General features: G+C 47.2%; 23 protein-coding genes, 2 tRNA genes and 3 rRNA genes. 11 read left to right on the forward strand and 17 right to left on the reverse strand.

The annotated features are described in order from the left end of the window. Positions 1 to 23 precede the first annotated feature (23 nt). The 4 genes from P4D80_RS15305 (at position 24) to P4D80_RS15320 (ending at position 2,869) form a co-directional block, all read left to right on the forward strand. Positions 24 to 1,364 (forward strand): hemolysin family protein, encoded by a 1,341-nt coding sequence (locus P4D80_RS15305; protein WP_421654872.1) that lies wholly within the window; start codon positions 24 to 26, stop codon positions 1,362 to 1,364. A gap of 27 nt (positions 1,365 to 1,391) precedes the next feature. Continuing rightward, positions 1,392 to 1,550 (forward strand): hypothetical protein, encoded by a 159-nt coding sequence (locus tag P4D80_RS15310; protein WP_421654873.1) that lies wholly within the window; start codon positions 1,392 to 1,394, stop codon positions 1,548 to 1,550. A 419-nt stretch (positions 1,551 to 1,969) separates the two neighbouring features. Continuing rightward, a complete protein-coding gene (locus P4D80_RS15315; RefSeq protein WP_421654875.1) occupies positions 1,970 to 2,389 on the forward strand; it encodes a RusA family crossover junction endodeoxyribonuclease in 420 nt (139 codons plus the stop codon). A 177-nt stretch (positions 2,390 to 2,566) separates the two neighbouring features. Next, positions 2,567 to 2,869 carry a hypothetical protein gene (locus tag P4D80_RS15320; RefSeq protein WP_421654876.1) on the forward strand — a complete coding sequence of 101 codons (303 nt, stop codon included), beginning with the start codon at positions 2,567 to 2,569 and terminating at the stop codon, positions 2,867 to 2,869. A gap of 48 nt (positions 2,870 to 2,917) precedes the next feature. Here P4D80_RS15320 and P4D80_RS15325 read toward each other — a convergent pair whose 3' ends face one another. Together P4D80_RS15325 and P4D80_RS15330 are read right to left on the reverse strand one after the other, a co-directional pair. Further along, on the reverse strand, positions 2,918 to 4,024 hold the full coding sequence (locus P4D80_RS15325; protein WP_421654877.1) for a hypothetical protein: 1,107 nt from the start codon (positions 4,022 to 4,024) through the stop codon (positions 2,918 to 2,920). Positions 4,025 to 4,139: 115 nt separating this feature from the next. Then, positions 4,140 to 4,493: a DUF4168 domain-containing protein gene (locus tag P4D80_RS15330; protein ID WP_421654878.1), complete on the reverse strand. Its 354-nt coding sequence runs from the start codon at positions 4,491 to 4,493 to the stop codon at positions 4,140 to 4,142. A 430-nt stretch (positions 4,494 to 4,923) separates the two neighbouring features. On the opposite strand from P4D80_RS15330, the gene P4D80_RS15335 reads away from it, so the two are divergent. The 4 genes from P4D80_RS15335 to P4D80_RS15350 all read left to right on the forward strand — a co-directional run bounded on the left by P4D80_RS15335 (position 4,924) and on the right by P4D80_RS15350 (position 6,589). Then, positions 4,924 to 5,127 carry a hypothetical protein gene (locus P4D80_RS15335; protein ID WP_421654880.1) on the forward strand — a complete coding sequence of 68 codons (204 nt, stop codon included), beginning with the start codon at positions 4,924 to 4,926 and terminating at the stop codon, positions 5,125 to 5,127. Positions 5,128 to 5,262: 135 nt separating this feature from the next. After that, entirely contained in the window at positions 5,263 to 5,385 is a 123-nt protein-coding gene (locus P4D80_RS15340; protein WP_421654881.1) for a hypothetical protein, read from the forward strand. A 137-nt stretch (positions 5,386 to 5,522) separates the two neighbouring features. Then, positions 5,523 to 6,089: an HPF/RaiA family ribosome-associated protein gene (locus P4D80_RS15345; RefSeq protein WP_421654882.1), complete on the forward strand. Its 567-nt coding sequence runs from the start codon at positions 5,523 to 5,525 to the stop codon at positions 6,087 to 6,089. Between the two features lie 68 nt (positions 6,090 to 6,157). Continuing rightward, positions 6,158 to 6,589: a DUF6335 family protein gene (locus P4D80_RS15350; protein ID WP_421654884.1), complete on the forward strand. Its 432-nt coding sequence runs from the start codon at positions 6,158 to 6,160 to the stop codon at positions 6,587 to 6,589. A gap of 69 nt (positions 6,590 to 6,658) precedes the next feature. Here the strand turns inward: P4D80_RS15350 and gyrB are convergent, their stop codons facing one another. After that, entirely contained in the window at positions 6,659 to 8,599 is a 1,941-nt protein-coding gene (gyrB, locus tag P4D80_RS15355; RefSeq protein WP_421654885.1) for a DNA topoisomerase (ATP-hydrolyzing) subunit B, read from the reverse strand. 152 nt (positions 8,600 to 8,751) lie between these two features. Here gyrB and miaA point away from each other — a divergent pair, with 152 nt between their 5' ends. The 3 genes from miaA to P4D80_RS15370 all read left to right on the forward strand — a co-directional run bounded on the left by miaA (position 8,752) and on the right by P4D80_RS15370 (position 13,650). Beyond that, positions 8,752 to 9,879, forward strand: coding sequence for a tRNA (adenosine(37)-N6)-dimethylallyltransferase MiaA (miaA, locus tag P4D80_RS15360; protein ID WP_421654886.1), 1,128 nt, complete (start codon positions 8,752 to 8,754; stop codon positions 9,877 to 9,879). A 16-nt stretch (positions 9,880 to 9,895) separates the two neighbouring features. Next, entirely contained in the window at positions 9,896 to 11,608 is a 1,713-nt protein-coding gene (locus tag P4D80_RS15365) for an ArnT family glycosyltransferase (protein WP_421654887.1), read from the forward strand. Between the two features lie 1,223 nt (positions 11,609 to 12,831). Further along, positions 12,832 to 13,650, forward strand: a complete 819-nt coding sequence (locus P4D80_RS15370; protein WP_421654888.1) for a PEP-CTERM sorting domain-containing protein — start codon at positions 12,832 to 12,834, stop codon at positions 13,648 to 13,650. Positions 13,651 to 13,666: 16 nt separating this feature from the next. On the opposite strand, the gene P4D80_RS15375 is transcribed toward P4D80_RS15370, so the two are convergent. From P4D80_RS15375 to P4D80_RS15440, 14 genes are all read right to left on the reverse strand, one after another. Then, complete coding sequence (locus tag P4D80_RS15375) at positions 13,667 to 13,867, reverse strand: hypothetical protein (protein WP_421654890.1); 201 nt, start codon at positions 13,865 to 13,867, stop codon at positions 13,667 to 13,669. A gap of 59 nt (positions 13,868 to 13,926) precedes the next feature. Next, the gene (locus P4D80_RS15380) at positions 13,927 to 14,691 is read right to left on the reverse strand and encodes a hypothetical protein (RefSeq protein ID WP_421654891.1); all 765 of its coding nucleotides are present in this window, start codon (positions 14,689 to 14,691) and stop codon (positions 13,927 to 13,929) included. 59 nt (positions 14,692 to 14,750) lie between these two features. After that, a complete protein-coding gene (locus P4D80_RS15385) occupies positions 14,751 to 15,542 on the reverse strand; it encodes a peptidylprolyl isomerase (protein WP_421654892.1) in 792 nt (263 codons plus the stop codon). A 386-nt stretch (positions 15,543 to 15,928) separates the two neighbouring features. Then, the gene (locus P4D80_RS15390) at positions 15,929 to 16,249 is read right to left on the reverse strand and encodes a hypothetical protein (RefSeq protein ID WP_421654893.1); all 321 of its coding nucleotides are present in this window, start codon (positions 16,247 to 16,249) and stop codon (positions 15,929 to 15,931) included. A gap of 155 nt (positions 16,250 to 16,404) precedes the next feature. Next, the gene (locus tag P4D80_RS15395) at positions 16,405 to 16,617 is read right to left on the reverse strand and encodes a hypothetical protein (RefSeq protein ID WP_421654894.1); all 213 of its coding nucleotides are present in this window, start codon (positions 16,615 to 16,617) and stop codon (positions 16,405 to 16,407) included. A 650-nt stretch (positions 16,618 to 17,267) separates the two neighbouring features. Continuing rightward, positions 17,268 to 17,468 carry a hypothetical protein gene (locus P4D80_RS15400; RefSeq protein ID WP_421654895.1) on the reverse strand — a complete coding sequence of 67 codons (201 nt, stop codon included), beginning with the start codon at positions 17,466 to 17,468 and terminating at the stop codon, positions 17,268 to 17,270. Positions 17,469 to 17,681: 213 nt separating this feature from the next. Beyond that, a complete protein-coding gene (locus P4D80_RS15405) occupies positions 17,682 to 17,948 on the reverse strand; it encodes a hypothetical protein (protein WP_421654896.1) in 267 nt (88 codons plus the stop codon). A gap of 116 nt (positions 17,949 to 18,064) precedes the next feature. Then, positions 18,065 to 18,292 carry a hypothetical protein gene (locus P4D80_RS15410; protein ID WP_421654897.1) on the reverse strand — a complete coding sequence of 76 codons (228 nt, stop codon included), beginning with the start codon at positions 18,290 to 18,292 and terminating at the stop codon, positions 18,065 to 18,067. 292 nt (positions 18,293 to 18,584) lie between these two features. Next, a 5S ribosomal RNA gene (rrf, locus tag P4D80_RS15415) occupies positions 18,585 to 18,701 on the reverse strand. Between the two features lie 191 nt (positions 18,702 to 18,892). After that, positions 18,893 to 21,768, reverse strand: a 23S ribosomal RNA gene (locus P4D80_RS15420). A 266-nt stretch (positions 21,769 to 22,034) separates the two neighbouring features. Continuing rightward, positions 22,035 to 22,107, reverse strand: a tRNA-Ala gene (locus P4D80_RS15425). Between the two features lie 124 nt (positions 22,108 to 22,231). Beyond that, a tRNA-Ile gene (locus P4D80_RS15430) sits at positions 22,232 to 22,305 on the reverse strand. A 118-nt stretch (positions 22,306 to 22,423) separates the two neighbouring features. Then, positions 22,424 to 23,913: ribosomal RNA gene (locus P4D80_RS15435) — 16S ribosomal RNA — on the reverse strand. Together the 16S, 23S and 5S rRNA genes with 2 tRNA genes alongside form the textbook arrangement of a ribosomal RNA operon. A gap of 456 nt (positions 23,914 to 24,369) precedes the next feature. Then, positions 24,370 to 24,618 (reverse strand): methylated-DNA--[protein]-cysteine S-methyltransferase, encoded by a 249-nt coding sequence (locus P4D80_RS15440; protein ID WP_421659542.1) that lies wholly within the window; start codon positions 24,616 to 24,618, stop codon positions 24,370 to 24,372. Between the last annotated feature and the right edge of the window lie 9 nt (positions 24,619 to 24,627).

A 24,627-nucleotide genomic window follows, 5' to 3' on the forward strand; every position in this document is an offset into this window, starting at 1 on the left:
CCTGGATTTAAACAACTTAAAAAATGACCTCCATAACCTTTGAAATTTTGCTAATCGTCCTGCTGATTATTGCGAATGGTATTTTCTCTGGGTCTGAAATCGCAGTTATCTCTGCCCGAAAAGTTAGATTGGAGCAGCTAGCAAAGAAGGGAAGTAGTAGAGCGCGGCTAGCTTTAAAACTGGCAAACTCTCCCAATAACTTTTTATCAACGGTTCAAATTGGGATTACCCTAATTGGGATTTTGAGCGGTGCTGTGGGTGGTGCAACAGTTGCTGAACGGCTTAGAGCGTTCTTTGCCACTATTTCTCCCCTTGCTCCCTATAGCCAACCCCTCAGTATTTTCATTGTTGTAGCAACCATTACCTACCTTTCGCTGGTGATTGGTGAGCTTGTCCCTAAACGAATTGCGCTCAGTAATCCTGAGCAGATTGCCTGTCGGGTAGCCGGTCCAATGCGATCGCTAGCGACCCTCGCCGCTCCGCTGGTTCATTTTTTAAGCATTTCGACGGATTGGCTACTTAAGCTATTGGGCATTCAAGCATCGGAAGAACCGATGGTAACCGAAGAGGAGATTAAGGGGTTAATTCAGCAGGGCACTCAGGCAGGGATGTTTGAAGAAGCAGAACAGGAAATGGTCTCCAGAGTTTTTCGGCTGGGCGATCGCCCAATTAAAACCTTAATGACTCCCCGAACAGCGATCGCCTGGCTAGACGTAAATGCATCGATGGAAGAAAATCAGCGTGAGATGATGGAATATCCTCATTCCTACTTTCCAGTGGGGCAGGGAAGCCTTGATAACTATCTTGGCATTGTACGTATGAAAGACCTTCTAACTACTTATCTGTCGGGACAGCCTGTTGATCTTAGGAAACTTGTAAAACCCCCTCTGTTCATTCCAGAAAATACCCGTGCCCTTAATGTTTTGGAAACGTTTAAGGAATCAGGCACCCATATTGCTCTAGTTACTGATGAGTACGGTGGGATTGAAGGATTAGTGACTTTGAACGATCTGGTAGAAGCAATTGTGGGTGAATTGCCAAACCACGAAGATATGGAGGAGCCAGCAGTAATTCTAAGGGAAGACGGTTCCTGGTTGCTGGACGGACTGTTGTCGGTTGATGAGCTGAAGGAACTCTTGCAGTGTGAAACCTTACCCAATGAACAAACAGGACACTATTTAACCCTGGGTGGATTTGTAATGGCAACTTTAGAACGGATTCCAAGGTCGGGTGACAGTTTTGAAGCAGGCAGGTTCCGTTTTGAAGTCGTTGATATGGACGGTACCCGTGTGGATAAGGTTATGGTAACGCCAATTGAGCCAGTTGATTCAGAACCAGAAGAGAACAGCGAAGCGGATGATTAATTGAAGTGAAACAAATCTGGAAAGACGTTGTTTCGTAATTGCCCGTCTGTTCTACCCATTGTTCTACACTCTGAATATCCTGGCTGGCTGAATATCCTGGCTGGGCGATCGGTTGTTAATGTTTGCAATCGGCAGATCGAGTACTGCTACCTCTTCATCCTAAACCTGACGAAGGTCAATAGCTGAACTTAGACAAATATAGCTATGGCCACCAAGCTTAGGACAGGGTGCAGGGGCGGCCCCCCTGGCTGGGGGCGAAGCCCTCTCTAATTCCAATATCCTAACGCACCCGCGTAGAGCTATAAGAACTAGACAAATCACCTGCAACTTTCCCCCTACCCCTGATCGTCAAACCATAGGGTAGAACAGAATTACCATGGAATTGAAATACTGGATACTGACTCAATCCTTAAATTTGACTAGTGACAACCGCAATTAATCTTAAACCTGTAGAACAGGCAGATGCCAACTTCTCCCACTCTGGATAGGGATTCGACATTTTCCAAATTTAGGTTTTTATACACAAAATAAAATCTCCATGGGGGCTCTACCACTACACCTGTTGAATTAACGATTTATAAGTTCTGCCACTTAGGACTCCACCAGTGCTCCCCTTCGAATTTGTCGTGATTGGGAAGCCAATTTCCCACCAAACTAAGGATCGGAAGCGCCTTCAGGCCTGGAAAACAGTGGTTCGTAGCACTGCTGAAGCCTGCTGGAAATCAGGTGCACCCATAGGTGCACCGGTCAGAGTTGTGATTACCCATTACTATGAGGCAGAACCTGGAGGCGAAAGTGGTGTTCCTGATAGCGATAACATTGTGAAACCTGTTAGAGATGCCTTAAATGGGCTCATCTATGTGGATGACTACCAGGTAACTGATTTCGTCAGCCGTCGTCGCAGTCTCAACGGTTCATTTCGGGTTAAGGGAATGTCTCCCATATTGGCAGAAGGATTTTGTAGTGGACAGGAGTTTTTACATATTCGCATAGAGGCTGCCCCTGACCCATCAGAGTTAAACTAATGTAGCTAGACGTAATTAAATTAAATTAAGAATAATTTCGGGGAGGGAAGGGGTTTGGGGCTGCGCCCCCAAACCCCCTCTTTAAAGTTATTATTGCCACCTACTTCATTGTCTCAATTGAATAAACGTTCTCATTTTCTCTGGCGGCTCATAGAATTTGGGGATATATTTTATAGTATGACAAAGCCAGACTATCAAACTGAACTGGAACATCAGCGACTATTGAAAGTGGCGAGGGAATACAGGCATAAGGGGTATGCAGTTACGATTCATCCCTCGTCCGTAGACCTGCCTCCAACGCTTTCTCAATGTCCCTTCGATCTAATTGCAAAAGGTGAAGGGAAGACGATCGTGGTTGAAGTGCGATCCCGAGAAAATTTGACCCTCAATGGTCCTAAGGATCTCCGCTTGATGACTGATCTGGTCCGCCAGATGCCTGGCTGGGAATTTGAGTTAGTGATTACTAATCCCCGTGATTAGAGAAAATCTTTGCTGTTGTTTTATCTCTGGTACCTAGCCCCTTTAAATTCAAGCCGCCTCTGGAGAGCTATTTTCCCGCTTTAAGATAAGCATTTCAGATCCAATCACCGGACTTCGGGCCAGCAGAATCCCCTCAGAATCGGTAATCTCTAGCTTGCTAAAGTTCAATTGTCTTGCCCGCCCTAGCATTTCATCGGCTAACTTGTTCTGCTGAACCAAACTTAAACCATACCAGCCTGGCCCAACCTTAACAATCAAACGACTACTACGGAAGTTTGCCTGCACAGCCTGAATCAAGCCATTGACGTATTGATTACTCACCTCGGCAACCTGGTCCTGAATCCGGGCAATTAACTTCTGCTCCGGTGTTAACTTCAGGGGGGGTGGTGCAGGCTTAGCCACTGGAGTAGGACTCATTGGGGTAAAAGGCTTTTGAGTGACAGGCTTCTCTTCAGTTGATTTTGGCGCAGAGGGCTGGGCAGGCTCCGATCCTTTGATTTTTGGAGCGGCAGTTGGTTTAACAGGAGGCACGCTCACCTGAGGTGAGGAGTTTGTTTCTTTAGGCGCAGGAGACACAGCAACGGTGATGGGTTTGGGCTTGCTGGAGAATAAACCAGAGGTTACCCAGAGGAGCAAGATGAGAACTCCGGCGATCGCCCCTGTTAGCCCCCGGTCTGATAACTTCTCATTCCAGACCTCCGGCAAAAGTGCCCTGACCCACACCAAAAGTTGTTTCCAAAAGTCCTGAAACTGAAGCCAGGCAGAGCGAATCTTCTCCCACAAACCATTGCTCAAAATGGGAGCGGAACTTTCATCTGGAGTAATACCCGAATCAGAAACTGAAAGGGGCTCTGGCTCTGGCTTTTCTAACTTTTCAACCACTTTCTCCAGGATGTGAATCATTGCTTTTAAAGCCTTAATTGTCTGAGCTTTAAGCAATGGACGGGTTTGATCCCAATAATCCTGAAGGTTGTGGGAAAAAGATGGCTCTGTCCTTTCAGACAAGTGTTTAGAGTCTTTAACCGTCTGCTCAAGCGGAACTGGAGGGGTTTCGCCAACCTCTTCTGTTGCCCGCTCAGGAGCATCAGGAGAGGGTTCAGGCATTCCCTGTAGTTCGTGATTTGGTAAGTCTGATGATGGCTGATCTTGGGTCATGAAGCACCTCCAAGGCAGCATAAACAGACAAGTACGATACAGTTGCCGCCTTAGTGCTTCAATCTAGCATGGGGTGGGAGGAAATGATCTCATACCCTCTACAGACACACCTTCCTCAACTCATTGCCTCCTGAAGTTGAATGGCAATACGCTCTCCAAATTCTGGATCCGTGTTTGCTAAACCCAACAGCTGGAGATACTCCTGACGGGTCAATCCGGCCTTTTCAATGATTGCCAGCGCCTCCGCTTCAATTTCCTGTTCAATTCGCTGTGATTCTGACTCAGTTTCTGCTCCCTGAAGTTCTCCCTCACGTCGTTCAATTAGGGCGACTACTTGCAAACAGGCATGCACAAACTGACTGACCTTTTCAGAAGGAATATTGTTGGGATCGAGTCCAAACCGATTAGTAATGATCTGTTCAGGTAGAGAATTTAGGCTGGTAGTAGAGGATGATGGCTCCTGTGCCAAACTTGCTGCATTGAAATGGGGAAGTAACCATAGTAAAAGCGCTATGAAGGCAAGCCAAAAAGGTTTCCAGATTGAATGAAGCTGTCGTTGCACAATACATCATGCCTCCCTCTACAATCTAATAGCAATTTCTAATAGTAATTTGTTCGGGCATTTAATTTGTTCGGGCATTGCTGAATCTAGGTTTGCAATACTAATGTAGATAGCCTTAATTAACCTTAAGAAGGGGGAGTGGGGGCTGTGTCCCCACTCCCCCGAAATTATCCTCAATTTATCAATGTTAATTGAGTCAAGCTACTTAAATTCAGCAACATAGGGGTGGAGGGGCTTCGCCCCCAGTTAGGAGTTTCACCCCTGCACCCCATTCTCAGCCTAGTGGCGATCGCTATATTCCAATATTCCAAACAAAATCTCTGGATAGCGATTTTGTTTGAGTGATAAGCTTCGCCTATCACCAAACCTTCAGGAGAGTCGGGTGGAGTTGCTGACAAGCCGTCCTATGATGCGATCGCCTTGGCTCAAAGTTTTTCGTTCGCTGGGATTAGAGTTCTGGCTTCTATTGCCTGTCCTGGGGGTTGCCTTTTGGCTAGGTAGCGTTTTTTTTAACGGATCAAATGTTGAGTCGGGTCTATGAAATAACCAACCCGCTTGAGATCAAAAAGCGCCAGGGGAAAAAGCCATCCAAGGTAGTTGAATCCATTTCCATTGGAATGGACCAGAAACAAGGGCTTGCAAAAGTGTAAAGACAGTCCACTTAACTCCTAAAGGAATGCAATTTGAGTTTCTGGTGAATGAACCTGAGCAAATAGAAGCAGAAATCAGTCGAGAGTTAGAATTACCCCGCGATCGCGTGAGAACTGGTGAAATTCAACCTCCCTCAGAATCGCCATAAATTTCATTTATATGGGTCGTCTCCACTTTTCGTTTTTTATCGTCCCTACTCCAACCCGTCATTATTGAGGGAACATAGAGTTATCGGGGATACAAGTTTAGGTAGTGCACAGGTCATTTGATTCTTCAGGAGGAACTATGCAACTACCGCTTCAAATCATGTTTCGCAATTTTGAGCCTTCGGATGCGATCGAAGCCAGAATCCGTCAACGGGTTGAGAAACTCAGTAAATTTTACAACCGAATTACTAACTGTCGGGTCATTGTTGAAGTTCCCCATCAGCATCACCACAAGGGCAAACTTTACCATGTCCAGATTGATTTAACGATGCCTAATGGACAGTTGGTGATTAATCGAAACCCGGAACAACATCAGCCCCACGAAGATACTGAGGTTGCAATGCGAGATGCTTTTGCCGCCGCAGAACGAAAACTCAAAGACTATGCGGACATACACCGACATGAAGTAAAAGTCCACGAAATGTCCCCCCATGGCCGTGTCATTAACCTGTTGCCGGAGGATGATTACGGTTTTATTGAAACCCCCGATGGCCGCGAGATTTATTTCCATGCCAATAGCGTTTTGAATGGAGGTTTCCGCGATTTGCAAGTCGGTAGTAGTGTGCGATTTGTTGAGGAGTTGGGGGAAAAGGGCCCCCAAGCTAGCTCTGTTAGAGCCATTGGGAAGCATCCCCTACCGGATTGAGCAACCCTCAAACCAGAACTGAACTCTTCTGGTTGCGGGAAAACCGTTAGGAAAGGGAGGTAAATTGTATGGCAAGTGTTAATGAATTTGGTGAAACGAACGCATCTGAATCTCAACGGGATACTCCGCCAGAAGAAGTTTTACTATCTGAACTGGTCAATACCGATGACCTTAACCCTACCGGAGAAGGGGTGTTTGATTTTGATGGGGCAACCGAACCCAGGTTATTCACCCTGAGAATGCCCCAACACCGTGACTCGGATACGACAGGAGGAGACCCGGACGATGACTGGTATCAGGCTGAGGTTGTGGGGGAAGAAGCGGTGGGTGGAGAAAACCCCACCCCTGACCAAAACGTCACCGAAGATTTACTGCGCTCAGCCGGAATCCCGATGGTAGATGGAGAGTCAGTGCATACGCAAGACAAGCTAGAGTCGCGCGATCGCCGCCGCTGGGAACTCAATCCGGAGTCTGCCGAAGATTACCAGGAACGAGATTAGAACCGATAGTCTAGCAGACGAAGTTGGAACTTCGCCACGAGAAAGTGTGAAATTATTCCTTAACAACCTCTAAATATCCAGATCCGTCAAATTGAGTTTAGGGCCGTAGGTTTCAATAAATTCACGCCGGGGGGCGACGCGATCGCCCATCAATACGGTGAACACCCGGTCTGCCTCAGCTGCATCCTCAATTTCCACCTGCTTCAGAGTGCGAGTTTCTGGATTCATGGTAGTGTCCCAGAGCTGATCGGGCATCATTTCACCCAGGCCCTTAAACCGCTGGATCTCGTACTTGGCATTCTCGCCAAAGCCCGCAATAATCTGATCCCGTTCGCGATCGCTGTAGCAATAGTAGTGATTGCGTCCCCGCTCAATCTTGTACAGCGGTGGGCAGGCAATGTAAACAAAGCCCTGATCTACCATGGCCCGCTGATAGCGGTAAAAGAACGTCAGCAGCAGCGTCCGAATGTGGGCTCCATCGACATCTGCATCAGTCATAATCACAATTCGATGGTAGCGAAGTTGGGAAGAATCAAATTCTTCGCCTTTAATACCAAGGCCGAGAGCTGTGATGAGCGCCTGAATCTCGGTGTTTTTGTAGATTTTGGCGTCATCGGTTTTCTCGATATTCAAAATCTTGCCTCGCAGGGGAAGGATGGCCTGGAAGCGGCGATCGCGCCCTTGCTTGGCACTGCCCCCGGCCGAATCACCCTCTACAATAAATATCTCTGACTCGGAAGGATCTCGACTGCTGCAATCCGCCAGCTTACCCGGCAACGTAGAAGACTCCAGCACCGATTTGCGCCGCACCAGTTCCCGTGCTTTACGAGCCGCCTCTGCCGCATTAAACGCCTGAATCGCCTTCTCCAGGATAGAATCGGCAACACTGGGATGGAATTCCAGGTATTCCGTCAACACCTCACCGACGATTGAATCCACAATCCCTCGGACTTCAGTGTTACCCAGTTTCGTCTTGGTCTGGCCTTCAAACTCCGGGTCGGGCACCTTCACTGAAATCACGCCCGTTAAACCTTCGCGGATATTTTCACCTGCCAGATTCGAGTCATTTTCCTTCAGTTTGTTGCGCTTACGGGCGATCGCGTTCATCGTCCGGGTCAGCACCGCCTTGAGCCCTTCCAGATGAGTACCGCCATCAATAGTGCGGATGTTGTTGGCAAACCCAAGCAGGTTATCTGTGTAAGCATCGGTACACCACTGCAATGCCACCTCAACCTGTACATTGTTACGCTCTCCCTGAATGTGAATCACCTCTTCATTCAAGGGTTGCTTATCTGCATTCATGTAGCTGACGTATTCCCGGATGCCACCCTCGTAGAAGTAAACCTCAACGTGGGGTTCCTCCAGATTGAGATACTCCAGCCGATTATCCGTAAAGGTAATCTTGACACCACCATTCAGAAAAGCCAATTCCCGCAAACGCCCCGCCAGTGTTGCGTAGTCAAAAATAATCCCAGTGGTGAAGATCGTGATATCAGGCAGAAAAGTGACAGAGGTCCCCGTCCGATCATCAGTTCCTGGCTTGACCTGTAATTCAGTCTGCGGAATCCCTCGCTGAAATCGTTGGGTATGCACCTTGCGATCGCGCCAAACGGTCACCTCAACCCACTCAGATAAAGCGTTGACCACAGAGATCCCGACTCCATGCAGCCCCCCTGAAACCTTGTAACCGCCGCCTTCACCAAACTTACCCCCCGCTCCCAGCTTGGTTAAGACGGTCTCCAGCGCCGACTTACCAGTTCTCGGATGAATATCCGTCGGAATTCCACGCCCATCGTCCACAACCGTGACAGAACCGTCGGCATTCAGCGTCACATCAATATTCTTACAGTAGCCAGCCAGTGCCTCATCAACAGAATTGTCTACAACCTCGTAAACTAGATGGTGAAGTCCTCTGGGTCCGGTGCTGCCAATGTACATTCCTGGACGCTTCCGAACGTGCTCAATTCCTTCCAGGACTTGAATCTGTTCCGCACCGTAGTTATTCGTCATGGATTTCAGCGCTCCAACCAATAAACGGTCTCAAGCTGTCTTTAGCAAAAAAGACCAAAACTGTTCAAAATTCTAACACAAAAGGGTTATAAGCGATTCTAGAACTGTCTCCTGAGTAATTTTTAATGGGGATGGATCGTTATCTTCATTTTATGTCAGGTCTTAATAACATTACAGCGAAAAATAATACGTTAGTACCAGGCTTGATCGTCGTCTGTGGCCCTACCGCAACGGGTAAATCAGGACTGGCGATCGCTTTAGCAAAGCGGTTGCATTCTGTCATTCTTAGCGCCGATTCGCGTCAAGTATATCGAGAATTTAACATTGGCACTGCAAAACCCTCCCTGTCTCAGCAGCAAGAAGTTCCCCACTACTTAATTGATATCTGTAATCCTACGGAGACGTTAACCGTAGCAGAATATCAGCAGCAAGCTCAGGAATTGATTGAGAAAGGGTTGGGGGCTAAGCCAGAAGTCAGGGGGCAGGAGTCAGAGGTCGGGAGCCAGGCGTCAGAAGGAGCCGGGAAACAGGAGGAATGCCTGTTGCCTGTTGCCCGTCACCTGTTGCCTTCATTCAGAACTCAAAACTCAAAACCCAAAACGCCATCACCCTCACCCCATCACTCCATTACTCCCTTCCCCCTCCTTGTTGGTGGAACTGGACTTTACATTAAATCCATTGTGAGAGGGATGAAGATTCCGCGGGTGCCGCCCCAACCGGAATTGCGATCGCAACTTCAATCCCTGGGTCAGCACCAGTGCTACGCCATGCTTCAGCAGGTTGACCCTACTTCAGCCGCCAAAATTCATCCAAATGATACAGTCAGGACCCTGCGATCGCTGGAAGTCTTTTACACTACGGGCTACCCTATCTCAGAACAACAGGGGGAGGCTCCTCCAACCTATCCCATCCTGCAAATTGGCTTGGACTGTGACTCGGCAGCACTCCAACATCGAATTAAGCAGCGCACGGAGCAAATGGTAGAGTCTGGTCTAGTGGAGGAGGTTGAGTGCCTATGTCAAAAATATGGAGTAGATTTACCGTTGCTCAACACTCTGGGTTATGCCGAGTTCAAGCAATATCTGGTCGGTGAGATCTCCTTAAATGAAGCCAAAGCACTCACTGTATTGCACACTCGTCAGTTCGCCAAACGTCAGCGTACCTGGTTTCGGGCTGATCCCAACATTGAGTGGTTCGATTCGGAAGATCCCAATCTTGTAGAAAACGTAGGTAAAAGGATTGAACCTTTCATTGAGAAAATACTCTTTTACCAGCATTGATTTCATTGCCTGATCTATGAACTTCTCTTTACCAGGTCAAGCCCCAAAAAAGATTGGGATATTCTTCGGTTTTCTGGGAGTGGGGATTCTATTCCGGTTCTGGACGTTTTTTCAGTCAGGGTTGGATTGGGATGAAAGCCTTTACACCCTGGTTTCGCAGAGCATGCTGAATGGAAACCTTCCTTACATCGAAGTCTGGGACAATAAACCCATTGGCATCTATGTGCTATACGTAATCGCCTTTTCGCTCTTTGGGAAATCGATTTTTGCCATCAGGCTACTATCTTGTTTGGCGATCGCAACCACCTGTTACGTTTTGTACTATTTGGGTCGGCTTTTTGGTAAAGATGTTGGTAAAGATGGTCGGGCGATCGGATTATTTGCTGCACTTATTTATGTCGCTTCTTCCCTCCAAAACGAAGGAACTGCCGCCAACACTGAAATATTTTTTATACCCTTTGTAGCAACCGCCTATTATTTGATATTTCTTGAGTGGCTTCAAACCAATCAGAATCTAAAGCGAAAAAAATGGACTTTCTCAATTATTGGTCTCTTACTTGGGGTAGCCTTTATCATTAAATACATCGTTATCTATGACCTGATAGCCATCTTATTACTTACGATTCTTCAACCGTTCTTTAGATCCTCTTTTAATGGAAGGCAGCATTTTGATAATTTGATTATCCTTACACTTCTACTGTTCGGGTTCCTGCTGCCATTTTTACTAATGGCAAGTGTTTTTATCTTTAATGGATATTTCTCAGATTTTTTCTATGCAAACTTCACAGCTAACAAAATCCGAACAATCGATCGCGGCTTTTCTGCAACCGTAGTTGCGAAAGCTTTTCTATCCCATTTGTTAAGTAATTTTCCACTTTGGCTCTGTTTTGGCTTAACTTATCTAACACTGATTTCTAAATTCTCCAGAAGAATTTTATCCATCGAACGAACGCTACTACTTCTTTTGCTTCTTTGGATTCTGATTCCCCTGACCGGAATTTTCCTAACCTTTAGAGTTCGTTTTTATGCCCACTACTTTCTACCCCTGCTCCCCCCCCTCAGCCTTGTTACCGCATTCTTCCTGACTAGAGTATTTTGGCGACAGACCTTCTTGAAGAACTTATTTCCAGGTAGAAATAATTTCAACAAAGGCACCGGTAAGCAGAGTAAAAGATTAATTGCAACTCAGAATCCAATCTCTGAGACTCATATCAGCTCCCTGGAAAGCTATCAACCATGCTTTCTATGGCTATTAGTAGCCATTCTATTCATTGGCTTTTATGCCACTCCCGATTTTAGAAAAAGTATTAGGTTTTTCTACTTTCGCTATGTCAAAGGAGTTCCTGATTACCAGGATAAACCTGCCGAAGTTGCTAAGTACCTTCAACTGCGTGTGAATCCCCACGAATATATTTATATAGCCGATTATGACCCAGTTGTATATTTCCTTTCCAATACTAAAATTCCAACCAAATATGCTTATCCATTTTTCTTAATCGGAGATAATTTGCCCAAGGTAGCAGGTGTTAACTCCATTCAAGAACTATCTTCTCTGATGAGCAAGCGCCCTCTTTATATAGTCATGAGTACAATCAGCAAGGAAGGTAAGCATAATCGACTATTCTATTCAGAATTAAATCATTGGCTTAAACGCGATTATTTTCTTGAAAAGGAAGATGATGAAGTGAAACTTTACCGCAGAAAATCTGCTGAGAACGTTCACAAATAGTTTGTGAACAAGGAGACTTGGGGGGAGAAGCCTCCACGCAGGAGTGGACCCTCTGCACCCCATTCAAATTTCAAGAAAGATGGTTATAAGTAGCTAGGCGCAATTATCAATCATCCCAATTCTTCTCTGCTATTTTCTTTATCCAAAGACTGTAAGTTCATATAAATTTCACCTCATTTCCCAAGTTGATTTACCAGTTTTTTATTTGCTCTGGGCTAGCATCTCTGTAGAAATACGAGTTTGATTTATAGTATCGCCAGGTTGCTTAGGACACTGGGTTTAAGGGGGTGTGGGGGCGAAGCCCCCAGCCAGGGGTTCTACCCTTGCACCCCGTCCTAAGCATAGTAATCCGTCAGGATAGATTTGAGGGGTAGCTCAAATCTATTAAAATAAAATCCATTTCCAGGGTGTTTTGAGGAGTTGAAACCCCTCAAAACAGTCTTGACAGACCAGTAGTGGCTATGACTATAGGGTTGAACTACCTTCCCATTATTGCCGCGCTGCTTCCAGGGGTGCTTTTTCCGCCATCAAGAAGCTTTGCTAGCTAGTGGGTCATTTGCCTCGAATATAGCCATTTTTGAGATGGAGCCATTTTTGAGATGGCTGACTAAGCGGCCACTTTGGCTTCGGTAGACAAGTAATGGCTACAACCTAGCAAGTGACCCACTAGTGGCTACGAACTGTATCCAGTGCTACGGCTGAAAGAGAGAGTCAGGGGAGTCAAGGAGACTATTGCGAAGTCAGGTTGGGAGCATGAAAGACAGCCATCGTAGGCCAGGTTGGTGCCAGCATAACCCAGACCGATTCAAAATGATGGATCAGTTCTTTTTACCAGAAAATCACTCTAAAAGGCTTTGCACAAAAGGCTCTGCATCACTGGTTTTGGCAGTTAAGCGTTCTAGCTATTAATCATTGCCCATTGCTCATGCTACGCATAGCGAGACGCTCATTTATTCAGCGCAATTGCTCGTACTAATTTTTCAGGAGCTAAAAGAATGAGATAAAGTACGTATTTATACTAACTTAATCAAATTAAAGCAGTATAAACACGTATTCTTTACTAACTCTAAGCTAGGATCTTACTGAGATTTAGCGTGTAATGAAATTTACTTTACGGATTGCTCCGTAATTTCCCTGGCTCCCCTCTGGTCAGGATAGCTTCTCATGGCTGTGCAAACTCAACCAATCAGATCTGTGATGCCCTTTATCAGAAGGAAAATTCTATGAAAGTAACGTTTGGGATTGCCCAGAGGTTGATTCAACTTGTGGCTCCTGTTGTTGCAAGTTCAGCAGTTGCAATTTCTCCTGCTCAAGCGGTAACCTTTTCGTTTTCTGGAAGTCAAGTTAATTTGTTTGACTTCAATGCAGTGTCTACCGCTGCTGAGACATTCACTGACACAGATACCGTTGCCATCGCACCAGACGGTGTTGTTAACACCAATGCCGATGCTGATGCTAATTTTGTTTTTGAGCCACCTGGTGTCTTCAACTTTTCCGTTAGCCAGGGATCGGGGGCAGGGCAGGAATATTCGGGCCTTGCACAAAGTGAAGCGAATGTAGTTGGGCGCTTTTTTGTTGAAAATGAGTTTGCGTTCAACTTTACCGCACTATTAGACCTGAGAACTGAGATTGATAATTCGTCCTTTGAAAGTGCAACCGCAGGAGGTGGATTGTTTTTTCAACTTTTTGATACAACGGATGAGAACAATCCCAGGCTGCTTGACCTGTTTTTTGTAGCTGGTCAGATCAATACCCCTGGCAATGACGATTTTCTGGATTTCCAAACAAGTCCGAATATTACCCTATCTTCGAACTCCATCTTTAACTCCTCTTTTGGCGGAAACAGTGAATCTGCTTTTGCACAGGTTGAAGGTTCCTACCGTCGTCGTTTTCAGGATTCGCTTTTTATTACCCTGGTTGAAGGAAAAGGAAATCAGGCAACAGTTGCAGCAGTTCCAGAGCCAACCACAATTTTTGCGATCGCACTCAGTGGTGCTGCTGGTGCAGTGTTAAAGCTCCGTCGCCGTTCTTCTTCTAACTGATCTCCCGCTCTTAGCTCTAACCATCCGAATGAGCAGTGCTGCTAGAACTGCTGGCACTAGAGGCAACAGTTGTGCTGTCTGAAGCTGCGCTGACGGTAACAGACTGGTGAATGACGCTACAAGTATTGCCAGAAGTGATTACCTCGCTTCTGGCTTCTGCGATCGCCCGACCATCTGCCGAAACAATTCGTTGTTCCAGAACTTTTGAGTAGCGCATACTTGACTTCCTTAATCGAATCATTTGCTCAAATTATTCAACTCGCACCCATCGAGTACCTAATCTTCAGGAACATACCGTAGACCCAGACCAGGAAATACTCGACTGGGCAATCCAACAACTCGATAGGGACCTGAGGTGACAGCAGGCGGCGAGATTGGTTTAGCAAAAGATTGGATAAATGTGGCTGGAGATGAAGAACTTGCAGGTACTGTCACCAAGCCATTTTCGACAACATTGGGAGTTCCATTGACCGATAAAGAGAGTGGGACGGTCGGTAAAGCAATGGATGGCGGATTCTGTAAAGTATTCAAGGTTGAAATTGCAGTTGTAGGGTTTTCTGGTCCCGGATTTCCACTATTTTGAATGGTATTGAAAGATGGAATAGTCAATGGAACAGGCTGCGCTGTACTTGATGTGTTGGCTGTAATGTTCACCAGGTTAGGCCCAGTCGTTGAGGCAGTAGCCGTAGCACTGGCACTGGCAGAGGTTGCTCCAGGCGTAAACACGGTTTTGTTACTACTGGTTGTTCCGGCAGGAGAAGTCACGGTAGCACCGCTGCTGGCACCCGCACCGCTATTATTGACAAACGTACTGGAATAACTGCTGCTGCTAACATTTCCACCTGCATCAGGGACACCAGAATGTGAAATCGGAACACGGATAATGGTCAAGCCATGGGGGCTTTGAATGAACCTGGCAGGGGCAGGATTGGCATTGGCAGAATGGGCGATCGCCGTTCCCCAGAGCACGACCAAACTCGAATAGACCGCATATTGAGCCAGGAATGGACGAACTGGCAGCAAATGAGTTTTCTTTATCATGAGCAAAACCCTTCTGTAATAACTGGCACAGGAAGTAACGAAATACAGAAAAACTTGTATTAAAGGTCTGATTCAGAACTCTGACTATTAATTAGGAAATTAAGCTCATTCTCAAGCCATTCCTTAAACAACTGGCCAACAATTTGCTGGTGAATTTCGGGCGTTAATCTCGCTTCAATAAACTCCTCAACCCGAAGAAGCTCATACCCCTGCTCAGAGGCAAAGGGTCCCAAAACTTGACCAATCCTGGCCCCAAAAACAACGGCAGCAATTTCAGGTTTCAAACCCCACCGATGAAACCTTCCCTCATATCCGCACATCAGCCTCCGTTGGGGATCAATATCATACAAATGAGCAACTTCGTAGAAACTGATTTCGTTCTCCTCAATTTGATAAAACAGTTCTTGAGCAACTGGCTCATAAGGAACAACAATGCGGTAAAGTACAATCTGTTCAAAATCAAGTCGATTTTCAGCAAAATATCGCTCAACTTCGTTGCCAAAAATTCGTTCAGCTAATGCCTGGGCTAATAGGCGATCGCGAATTCCTGCCTCCCAGTCCTCCGCTGTAATCATCTGCTCGTCAAGCCAAGCCAGGGTATCACTTGCGCGCTCCAGTCGTTTCTGCCGGCGTAAGCAATCTGCCTCTGCCTGGATTGCATCGGCAGTAACAACAACTCCCCGCTCTTGAGCAGCTTGTTCTATGACTCTCTGATAGAAAATCTTTTGGCAAATATCTCTCAAAGAAATACTTTTCCTTAAGAAATAAATAATTTCCTCTGGATCGACATCGATCCCCGAAAAACTAATCATTCTATCCCGAATTTGATAAGGCTCAATCAATCTGGTCATGATGAGAAGACTGATACATATTTACCCGGTGAGCAATAGTACTTACAACAGTTTTTTCAATGAATGCCAAAGCAGATTGTTACCGTAGTAAAGAAACACTAGAAGCTCTGCTTGGCGGGCTAAACTTTTGACAATCCTGAAAATTCATAGAGTGGGTTGACAAAGCGCAACCTATGCCGATGTTAGTTTTGTGACTCAAACCAACCTGCAATTCAAAGAATTATTGTCAACCAGCTATAAACCTTGCTGATTATCTAGTTTCTAGTCACAACTTCGCTTTACTGTTTCTATCAATGACTAAAACTCATTAAATTCGGATTTTTTCCATTGCGCCTGGACCATAACCGCAAGATTACAATTGGTAAAACACCCTTCATTTTGTATTTCTATAAAAGGCTGACCGAAGTCGATAAATAGTAGGAAATTCCACTTTCTCCTGCAGTGGTTGCAGCCGTAGCCATGGCAGCAATCCCATAACCACCGCTACTAGAAGTGGCAGCAGAACTTGCTGTTACCGCTGTTCCAGGCTGTAAATTAGCGAGTACTCCAGGTTGCAAGTTAGTCCCAAGTGAGTTCCCAAGCCCTAAATTTTCGAGCGGTAAAGTAGCAGAACCAAGAAGAATTACTATTCCACCCTTAAGGTTACTCCTCTCATGGTTTTTGAGACTTTGAAAGAAATCTAAATCGTTGACAAGTAATGAAGCCATAGTACCATCTCCTAAATAAATAAAAACCGCTGAAAGTATCACCATCTTTTATTGATATTAAACTTTCAGCGGTTTTTCTGTGTCAAATTCTCAATCTGTAATACAGATCAATCTGTGATACAGAATCTCAAACTACTAGCAGTAGGAATTTGCCATTAGTTATAGTTGAACTGGCCAACGTATGCAACATTGTAAGCAGTTGACTTTGCGTATGCATCATCGTAGAAGGCTTTAGCTTCTGCCTTAGAGTAGGCATACTGCTCAATGTTGCTGTAGTTAGACTGGTAAACCTTCTTGAAGAAATAGCCACCTTGAATATCGGTGGTCTCGGACAGAGTTTCCAAGTAGCTCAAGTCAGAAATAACCATTGCTTCTCTCCTTTAAGTAAGGTTGGTTAGAATGAACAACTGAATGCAGTTGTCATTAGAAATATAGTGAGTTAACCAATGTGAATGTTGCCAAATTGGCAGATAAATCAACAGATTTTTCCTAACAGTCTGTCTCTATCTATACCAATAGTTTTATAAAAACCAGATCATCCATAGCAATCCTATCTGGATTGTGAAAAGCGTTCCCTTGTGGGAAAGTCTTTTCGCAATTCTTTTTTTCACAATTGATTCAGGACTGCTATAGCGATCCTTCTTGAAATTTGAACGGGGGCAGGGGGGAACCCCTGGCTGGGGGCTTTGCCCCCACTCCCTCTCTAATTCCAATGTCCTAACGCACCCGCGTAGAGCTAAGTAGCTAGACGCAATTAAATTAAGGATAGTTTCGGGGGTGAAACCCCCTGCCTGGAGGCGCAGCCCTCACTCCCCCCTTGACAATTAATGATGACTACCTACTTATAACTAACAGCCAGTAGCTGTCGCCCATTTTCATTCGTGACGCTGTATGCAGCTTATGGTGGCTACTTAACTTACAAAAATCCAGTTAATTCTACAAAAAACTACCAGGAGTTTAGTGGTTCCTGTAACCCCCTATGCTCCTGGCAGTTTCTGACTTGATTCTAACGATCCGGTTAGATACGAATCCCCTTATAAAAAAGATCGCTAGCAGCATCGGCTTCCGCACGGGCATTGCCAAAGAAGGCAAGAGATTTTGCAAGGGCAAGAGACTTTTGTTTGCCAGTGAGAATATTGATTTGAGCACTAACTCCGCCCTGTATGATGTAGGGCGACTCAGAAATTACTTCCAAGTACATTAAGTCAGAAATGATCATCAGCTTTCCCCTCAAATTAAAACAATTTTCCGGTCGTAATCAATGCATTTCATTTCAGAAACGCTCACTTTTGTGGCTTGCCAGTGAAGGAGTAGCACAGATACTCTTTCATTCCAAGATAAATTCTTGAAATGACGACCCATTTTGACATTAGTGATGCCTATCACTAAACTTCTAAGAGAATCAAATACCCTAATAGAGTGGGTAAAACTTTTATGCTCTGGCTCGTGCAATCACAATTGTGCTCCCTCCAACCGAGGCAGCAGCAGCAGCAGCGGCAGCAGCACTACCAACCGCAACGATATCGATTCTGAATCCATTTTCAAGATCACCAGATATCCTTTGCTGGGCAACCAAACGAGTGTCAATGTCTGTTTGCAGAGCAGTAGAAATTCTAGGAGCGATCGCCCCTCCTTTTACCTGGTCACGAAAAATAGCTGATTCAAAAAAATTGAGATCATTGATGACTAATTGACCCATGATATTTCTCCTGGTAAAAACATGTTGCAATTAAAGAAGGGAAATCGCTGAAAGACTTTATACTTTTACTTTCAGCGATTTTTGTCCTTCCATTACTTCAAATCAGCATGCACTTACTAACCTACTGCAGTTGCAGAAGACGCCGATGTAGAACTAGCAAATAAACCAGCAACAGCTTGTGTATCAGTGTAAGTGTAAGATTGGGCTTTGAAACCGATCGCGGTTGAAGTTGCAATCGCATCTGCCTTAGCGACAGGAACAAAAGGTTTTTTCCACCAACCAGCACCAACAATGTTGGATTTTTCAGAAGCGGTTTCCAGATAATTCAAGTCGGCAATAATCATGTGTTTTTCCCTCAAAGTGATTCTTTGGATTTGACAACTCTTGATAGTTGACAAATGTAATTTAGCCAGAATCAAAAGAGTGAGGTTGCCAACTTGGCAGATATTAAAAACTAGAGTGAGTAGTTTTTTCTGAAATTCACAATTAATCTAAGCAATATAAAGCTTATATGAAGTTGCATCAAAATATAGCTTTACGCGGGGTACGTTAGGACATTGGAATTAAAGAGAAAGATAAAAAGAAATAAAAAAAGATCGCTTTCTAAATTGGAAAGCGATCTTTTTAACACAATTACCCTGGCATCGAGCTATTTTTGCGGGACGCAGCCGTCCAACTATCTTCGCCGCAGATGCGTTTCACACCTCAGTTCGGGATGGATGAGGGTGGTGCCACACCGCCATAGACACCAGGAAAGCTTTGGAATGAGGGGAGCGAGTCAGGACGGGGAGACCGAATCATCAGACTCAGGCGTTATCCTGACCCCTTTCCCCCTCAGAACCCTGAAGGCTGCATAGTAACTTGTCATATTAATCAGGATGATTCGCTCAGAGCAAGCACTGTGACCGGCTCTCCTGAGACTTCACCCCCAACCCAATGAATGTGAGGTCAAGCCCTCGGTCTATTAGTACGGCTCGACTTCATGTATTACTACACTTCCATCTACCGCCTATCAACGGGTGTTCTACCCGTGACCTTACTGGCTGATGCCATGAGAGCACTCATCTTGAGGTGGGCTTCCCACTTAGATGCTTTCAGCGGTTATCCGCTCCGCACATAGCTACCCGGCGTTTACCGTTGGCACGATAACCGGTACACCAGCGGTGCGTCCTTCCCGGTCCTCTCGTACTAAGGAAGGCTCCTCTCAATGCTCTTACGCCTGCACCGGATATGGACCGAACTGTCTCACGACGTTCTGAACCCAGCTCACGTACCGCTTTAATGGGCGAACAGCCCAACCCTTGGGACGTACTACCGCCCCAGGTTGCGATGAGCCGACATCGAGGTGCCAAACCTCCCCGTCGATGTGAACTCTTGGGGGAGATCAGCCTGTTATCCCTAGAGTAACTTTTATCCGTTTAGCGACGGCCCTTCCACTCAGTGCCGTCGGATCACTAAGGCCGACTTTCGTCCCTGTTCGACGTGTGAGTCTCACAGTCAAGCGCTCTTATGCCTTTACACTCTACGGCTGATTTCCAACCAGCCTGAGAGCACCTTTGCGCGCCTCCGTTACCTTTTAGGAGGCGACCGCCCCAGTCAAACTGCCCACCTGAAACGGTTCCTTCGCCGGTTCACGGCTGAAGGTTAAATTCTAGCCTCACAAGAGTGGTATCTCACTGGCGGCTCCATCACCCCCACAAGGATGACTTCTTAGCCTCCCACCTATCCTGCGCATGCAAGGCCCGAACCCAATTCCAGGCTACAGTAAAGCTTCATAGGGTCTTTCTGTCCAGGTGCAGGTAGTCCGTATCTTCACAGACACTCCTATTTCGCCGAGCCTCTCTCCGAGACAGCGCCCAGATCGTTACGCCTTTCGTGCGGGTCGGAACTTACCCGACAAGGAATTTCGCTACCTTAGGACCGTTATAGTTACGGCCGCCGTTCACCGGGGCTTCGGTCGCCAGCTTCGCTTGCGCTGACCGACTTCCTTAACCTTCCGGCACTGGGCAGGCGTCAGCCCCCATACCTCGTCTTTCGACTTTGCGGAGACCTGTGTTTTTGGTAAACAGTCGCCTGGGCCTCTTTACTGCGACCCCCCTTGCAGGAGGCACCCCTTCTTCCGAAGTTACGGGGCCATTTTGCCGAGTTCCTTAGAGAGAGTTATCTCGCGCCCTTGGGTATTCTCAACCTTCCCACCTGTGTCGGTTTCGGGTACGGGCAACTTTGGCTTAACGTACTTCGGGCTTTTCTTGGAAGCGTGACCTCAACCACTTCGGAGCCGTAGCTCCTCGTACTCGCACCTTAGCTCAGAGCGTTTTCGCCGCTCCTCATTACCTCGGATACTTGAACCAGTAACCAACTCCTGGCTGGTTTAGCCTTCTCCGTCCCCCGGTACAAACCAAAGTCGGTATCGGAATATTAACCGATTCGCCATCGACTACGCCTTTCGGCCTCGCCTTAGGTCCCGACTAACCCTCCGCGGACGAGCCTTCCGGAGGAACCCTTGGGATTTCAGGGCATTGGATTCTCACCAATGTTTGCGCTACTCAAGCCGACATTCTCACTTCTGCTTCGTCCACACCTGCTTTCGCTAATGCTTCTCACTACCGCAGAACGCTCCCCTACCATTCTTTCGAATCCACAGCTTCGGTACACGGCTTAGCCCCGTTCATTTTCGGCGCAGGAGCGCTTGACCAGTGAGCTATTACGCACTCTTTTAAGGATGGCTGCTTCTAGGCAAACCTCCTGGTTGTCTATGCACTCCCACCTCCTTTCTCACTTAGCCGTGATTTGGGGACCTTAGCTGGTGGTCTGGGCTGTTTCCCTCTTGACGATGAAGCTTATCCCCCCACCGTCTCACTGGCGGACTGTGCACTGGGTATTCAGAGTTTGACTCGATTTGGTACCGCTCTCGCAGCCCGCACCGAATCAGTGCTTTACCCCCCAGCTATAACGTCCACCGCTGCGCCTCAACACATTTCGGGGAGAACCAGCTAGCTCCGGGTTCGATTGGCATTTCACCCCTAACCACACCTCATCCGCCGATTTTTCAACATCGGTCGGTTCGGACCTCCACTTGGTGTTACCCAAGCTTCATCCTGGACATGGTTAGATCACCCGGGTTCGGGTCTATAAACACTGACGCTTCGCCCTATTCAGACTCGCTTTCGCTTTGACTTCGCCATTTCCGGCTTAATCTGCCAGTGCCTATAAGTCGCCGGCTCATTCTTCAACAGGCACGCCGTCACCCGTTTAATCGGGCTCCGACTGCTTGTAGGCTAACGGTTTCATGTTCTATTTCACTCCCCTCCCGGGGTTCTTTTCACCGTTCCCTCGCGGTACTGGTTCACTATCGGTCACACAGGAGTATTTAGCCTTACGAGGTGGTCCTCGCTGATTCACCCGGAATTCCACGTGCTCCAGGCTACTCGGGATTCAGCTCGTATCCTTTGACTTTCGACTACAAGACTCTCACTTTCTCTGGTGCATCATCCCAATGCTTCGTCTAGTCTCCAGATTCCTTGTTGCTGTCCCACAACCCCAGCGTGCATGCACACTGGTTTAGGCTCTTCCCGCTTCGCTCGCCGCTACTAAGGGAATCACGTTTGTTTTCTTTTCCTACAGCTACTAAGATGTTTCAGTTCGCTGCGTTCGCTCTTTCCCACCTATGGATTCAGTGGGTAGTATTGAGGGGTTGCCCCATTCGGACATCCCCGGATCACTGCTCGCTTCCAACTCCCCGGGGCGTATCGCCGGTAACCGCGTCCTTCTTCGCCTCTGTGTGCCTAGGTATCCACCGTTAGCCCTTATTAGCTTGACCACTTAACAAGTTCATTGGTGTCTGTGATGAAAGGTGTTAGGACTAGGGTCTTAGAAGTTAGGGCAATCCCTACCCTCTACTCCCACGTCACCAACTCCTCATCTACCTGACAAGTTCTATGCAGTTTTCAAGGTTCTGGCTGGATTCGACTCCAGCAGGCTCTCTAATTTACCCCACTACGCAGCCGTATAGGCAACTGGTTGAGTTCTTTAGTCGAGTTGCTGAAGACTTTTCCTCTTGGACAATCACCCTAAGCAATTCTCCAGTGGAGGTTAGGAGACTCGAACTCCTGACATCCTGCTTGCAAAGCAGGCGCTCTACCAACTGAGCTAAACCCCCCTTAGGTGAAAGATAAAAGATGAACAGTAAAAAAGAAATAACAAAAAAGAAAAGTCAAAAGTAGAAAACTTTCCTCTTCATTCTTCTCACTTTCAGCTTTCTTCTTTCTTCCCGCTTTCAAAGGTGGGCCATCCTGGACTCGAACCAGGGACCTCACCCTTATCAGGGGTGCGCTCTAACCACCTGAGCTAATAGCCCATTGTCCGAACCTGCCATAGTTTGAAAGCCAACACCGTGTCCTCGACCGACCTTGGGATGACCAACTCTTTCCTATTTGCACTGTGCTTTCGGAATTAGAGTGGGTAGGTCTCCCTATAAAGGAGGTGATCCAGCCACACCTTCCGGTACGGCTACCTTGTTACGACTTCACCCCAGTCATCAGCCCTGCCTTCGGCGTCCTCCTCCGCGAACGGTTGGAGTAACGACTTCGGGCGTGGCCAACTCCCATGGTGTGACGGGCGGTGTGTACAAGGCCCGGGAACGTATTCACCGCAGTATGCTGACCTGCGATTACTAGCGATTCCGCCTTCATGCAGGCGAGTTGCAGCCTGCAATCTGAACTGAGCCGTGGTTTCCGAGATTTGCTTGCCGTCGCCGACTCGCCGCTCTTTGTCCACAGCATTGTAGTACGTGTGTAGCCCAGGACGTAAGGGGCATGCTGACTTGACGTCATCCCCACCTTCCTCCGGTTTGTCACCGGCAGTCTCTCCAGAGTGCCCAACTCAATGATGGCAACTAGAAACGAGGGTTGCGCTCGTTGCGGGACTTAACCCAACATCTCACGACACGAGCTGACGACAGCCATGCACCACCTGTGTTCGCGCTCCCGAAGGCACCCCTCCCTTTCAAGAGGGTTCGCGACATGTCAAGCCCTGGTAAGGTTCTTCGCGTTGCATCGAATTAAACCACATACTCCACCGCTTGTGCGGGCCCCCGTCAATTCCTTTGAGTTTCACACTTGCGTGCGTACTCCCCAGGCGGGAGACTTAACGCGTTAGCTACGGCACTGCCCGGGTCGATACGGGCAACACCTAGTCTCCATCGTTTACGGCTAGGACTACAGGGGTATCTAATCCCTTTCGCTCCCCTAGCTTTCGTCCCTCAGTGTCAGTTCCGGTCCAGTCGCGCGCTTTCGCCGCCGGTGTTCTTCCCAATATCTACGCATTTCACCGCTACACTGGGAATTCCCGCGACCCCTACCAGACTCTAGTTCCTCAGTTTCCACCGCCTGTACGGAGTTAAGCTCCGCGCTTTGACAGCAGACTTGAAAAACCACCTGCGGACCCTTTACGCCCAATAAATCCGGATAACGCTTGCATCCTCCGTATTACCGCGGCTGCTGGCACGGAGTTAGCCGATGCTGATTCGTCAGGTACCGTCAGACCTTCTTCCCTGACAAAAGAGGTTTACAACCCAAGGGCCTTCCTCCCTCACGCGGTATTGCTCCGTCAGGCTTGCGCCCATTGCGGAAAATTCCCCACTGCTGCCTCCCGTAGGAGTCTGGGCCGTGTCTCAGTCCCAGTGTGGCTGATCATCCTCTCAGACCAGCTACTGATCGTCGCCTTGGTAGGCTCTTACCCCACCAACTAGCTAATCAGACGCGAGCTCATCTTCAGGCACTAAAGCTTTTACCTCTCGGCTCATCCGGTATTAGCAGCCGTTTCCAGCTGTTGTCCCCGACCTGAAGGCAGATTCTCACGCGTTACTCACCCGTCCGCCACTAGCACCCGAAGGTGCCCGTTCGACTTGCATGTGTTAAGCATACCGCCAGCGTTCATCCTGAGCCAGGATCAAACTCTCCATGTTACTCTTGAGTTCCTTGGCTCCAGAAACTTCTCAGTCTCCGGTTCTCGTTCCTTCGAAATAAGCTATACGCTTATTCCCTATTTCCTTGACGAGGTTTCGGTGCTATTCTGGCTTTCAAACTATTCTCTTGTCTAGGTTCGGACGGCTTGCTAGCGCCGCTCTCGCGTCGTTTGCTTCACCGTGCTTATTTAATGTAGCGAACTCTAGATGGAGTGTCAACTGTTTTTCTGAAAAAAATCTGAAAGTTTTTTGAAGCGATTGCTCAAACCTCTGCTAATCAAGGACTCTATCACACCAAGGAGTTGAACCTCTAAGAGAGAAAGTATTTTGAGATACGTTACGCATCACAAGATGTGCACTATAGCTAGCGTTTTCAAAAATAATATGCGGTGGTTGTAGAGCCTGGGGTAATCAATGGGGTAATCAATCAGGAGTTGATTCAGTTAGAGACTGGATCTATAACCTGACTGAATCCTGGTTATTGAATTTTGAGCAATCGACTCCCTCATGTTGAAGTAGCCAGCGTTTGCGTTCAATGCCTCCGGTGTAGCCTGTTAAGCTACCATCTGTACCTACGACACGATGGCAGGGTAGGAGGATCGCGACTGGATTCTGAGAATTTGCCATGCCAACTGCGCGATAGGCAGTGGGTTTATCAATTCTGGCTTCCAGTTCCCTGTAGGAAAGGGTAATCCCAGGTGGGATGGTGCGGAG

The organism is Leptothermofonsia sp. ETS-13, assembly GCF_049200465.1.
Taxonomy (GTDB): Bacteria; Cyanobacteriota; Cyanobacteriia; order Leptolyngbyales; family Leptolyngbyaceae; genus Leptothermofonsia.

Coding starts and splice junctions, on each gene's coding strand:
- P4D80_RS15305 (WP_421654872.1), top strand. CDS start 24: ATGACCTCCATAACCTTTGAAATTTTGCTAATCGTCCTGCTGATTATT.
- P4D80_RS15320 (WP_421654876.1), top strand. CDS start 2,567: ATGACAAAGCCAGACTATCAAACTGAACTGGAACATCAGCGACTATTG.
- P4D80_RS15325 (WP_421654877.1), bottom strand. CDS start 4,024: ATGACCCAAGATCAGCCATCATCAGACTTACCAAATCACGAACTACAG.
- P4D80_RS15340 (WP_421654881.1), top strand. CDS start 5,263: ATGCAATTTGAGTTTCTGGTGAATGAACCTGAGCAAATAGAAGCAGAA.
- P4D80_RS15345 (WP_421654882.1), top strand. CDS start 5,523: ATGCAACTACCGCTTCAAATCATGTTTCGCAATTTTGAGCCTTCGGAT.
- P4D80_RS15350 (WP_421654884.1), top strand. CDS start 6,158: ATGGCAAGTGTTAATGAATTTGGTGAAACGAACGCATCTGAATCTCAA.
- gyrB (WP_421654885.1), bottom strand. CDS start 8,599: ATGACGAATAACTACGGTGCGGAACAGATTCAAGTCCTGGAAGGAATT.
- miaA (WP_421654886.1), top strand. CDS start 8,752: ATGTCAGGTCTTAATAACATTACAGCGAAAAATAATACGTTAGTACCA.
- P4D80_RS15365 (WP_421654887.1), top strand. CDS start 9,896: ATGAACTTCTCTTTACCAGGTCAAGCCCCAAAAAAGATTGGGATATTC.
- P4D80_RS15370 (WP_421654888.1), top strand. CDS start 12,832: ATGAAAGTAACGTTTGGGATTGCCCAGAGGTTGATTCAACTTGTGGCT.
- P4D80_RS15375 (WP_421654890.1), bottom strand. CDS start 13,867: ATGCGCTACTCAAAAGTTCTGGAACAACGAATTGTTTCGGCAGATGGT.
- P4D80_RS15380 (WP_421654891.1), bottom strand. CDS start 14,691: ATGATAAAGAAAACTCATTTGCTGCCAGTTCGTCCATTCCTGGCTCAA.
- P4D80_RS15385 (WP_421654892.1), bottom strand. CDS start 15,542: ATGACCAGATTGATTGAGCCTTATCAAATTCGGGATAGAATGATTAGT.
- P4D80_RS15390 (WP_421654893.1), bottom strand. CDS start 16,249: ATGGCTTCATTACTTGTCAACGATTTAGATTTCTTTCAAAGTCTCAAA.
- P4D80_RS15395 (WP_421654894.1), bottom strand. CDS start 16,617: ATGGTTATTTCTGACTTGAGCTACTTGGAAACTCTGTCCGAGACCACC.
- P4D80_RS15400 (WP_421654895.1), bottom strand. CDS start 17,468: ATGATCATTTCTGACTTAATGTACTTGGAAGTAATTTCTGAGTCGCCC.
- P4D80_RS15405 (WP_421654896.1), bottom strand. CDS start 17,948: ATGGGTCAATTAGTCATCAATGATCTCAATTTTTTTGAATCAGCTATT.
- P4D80_RS15410 (WP_421654897.1), bottom strand. CDS start 18,292: ATGATTATTGCCGACTTGAATTATCTGGAAACCGCTTCTGAAAAATCC.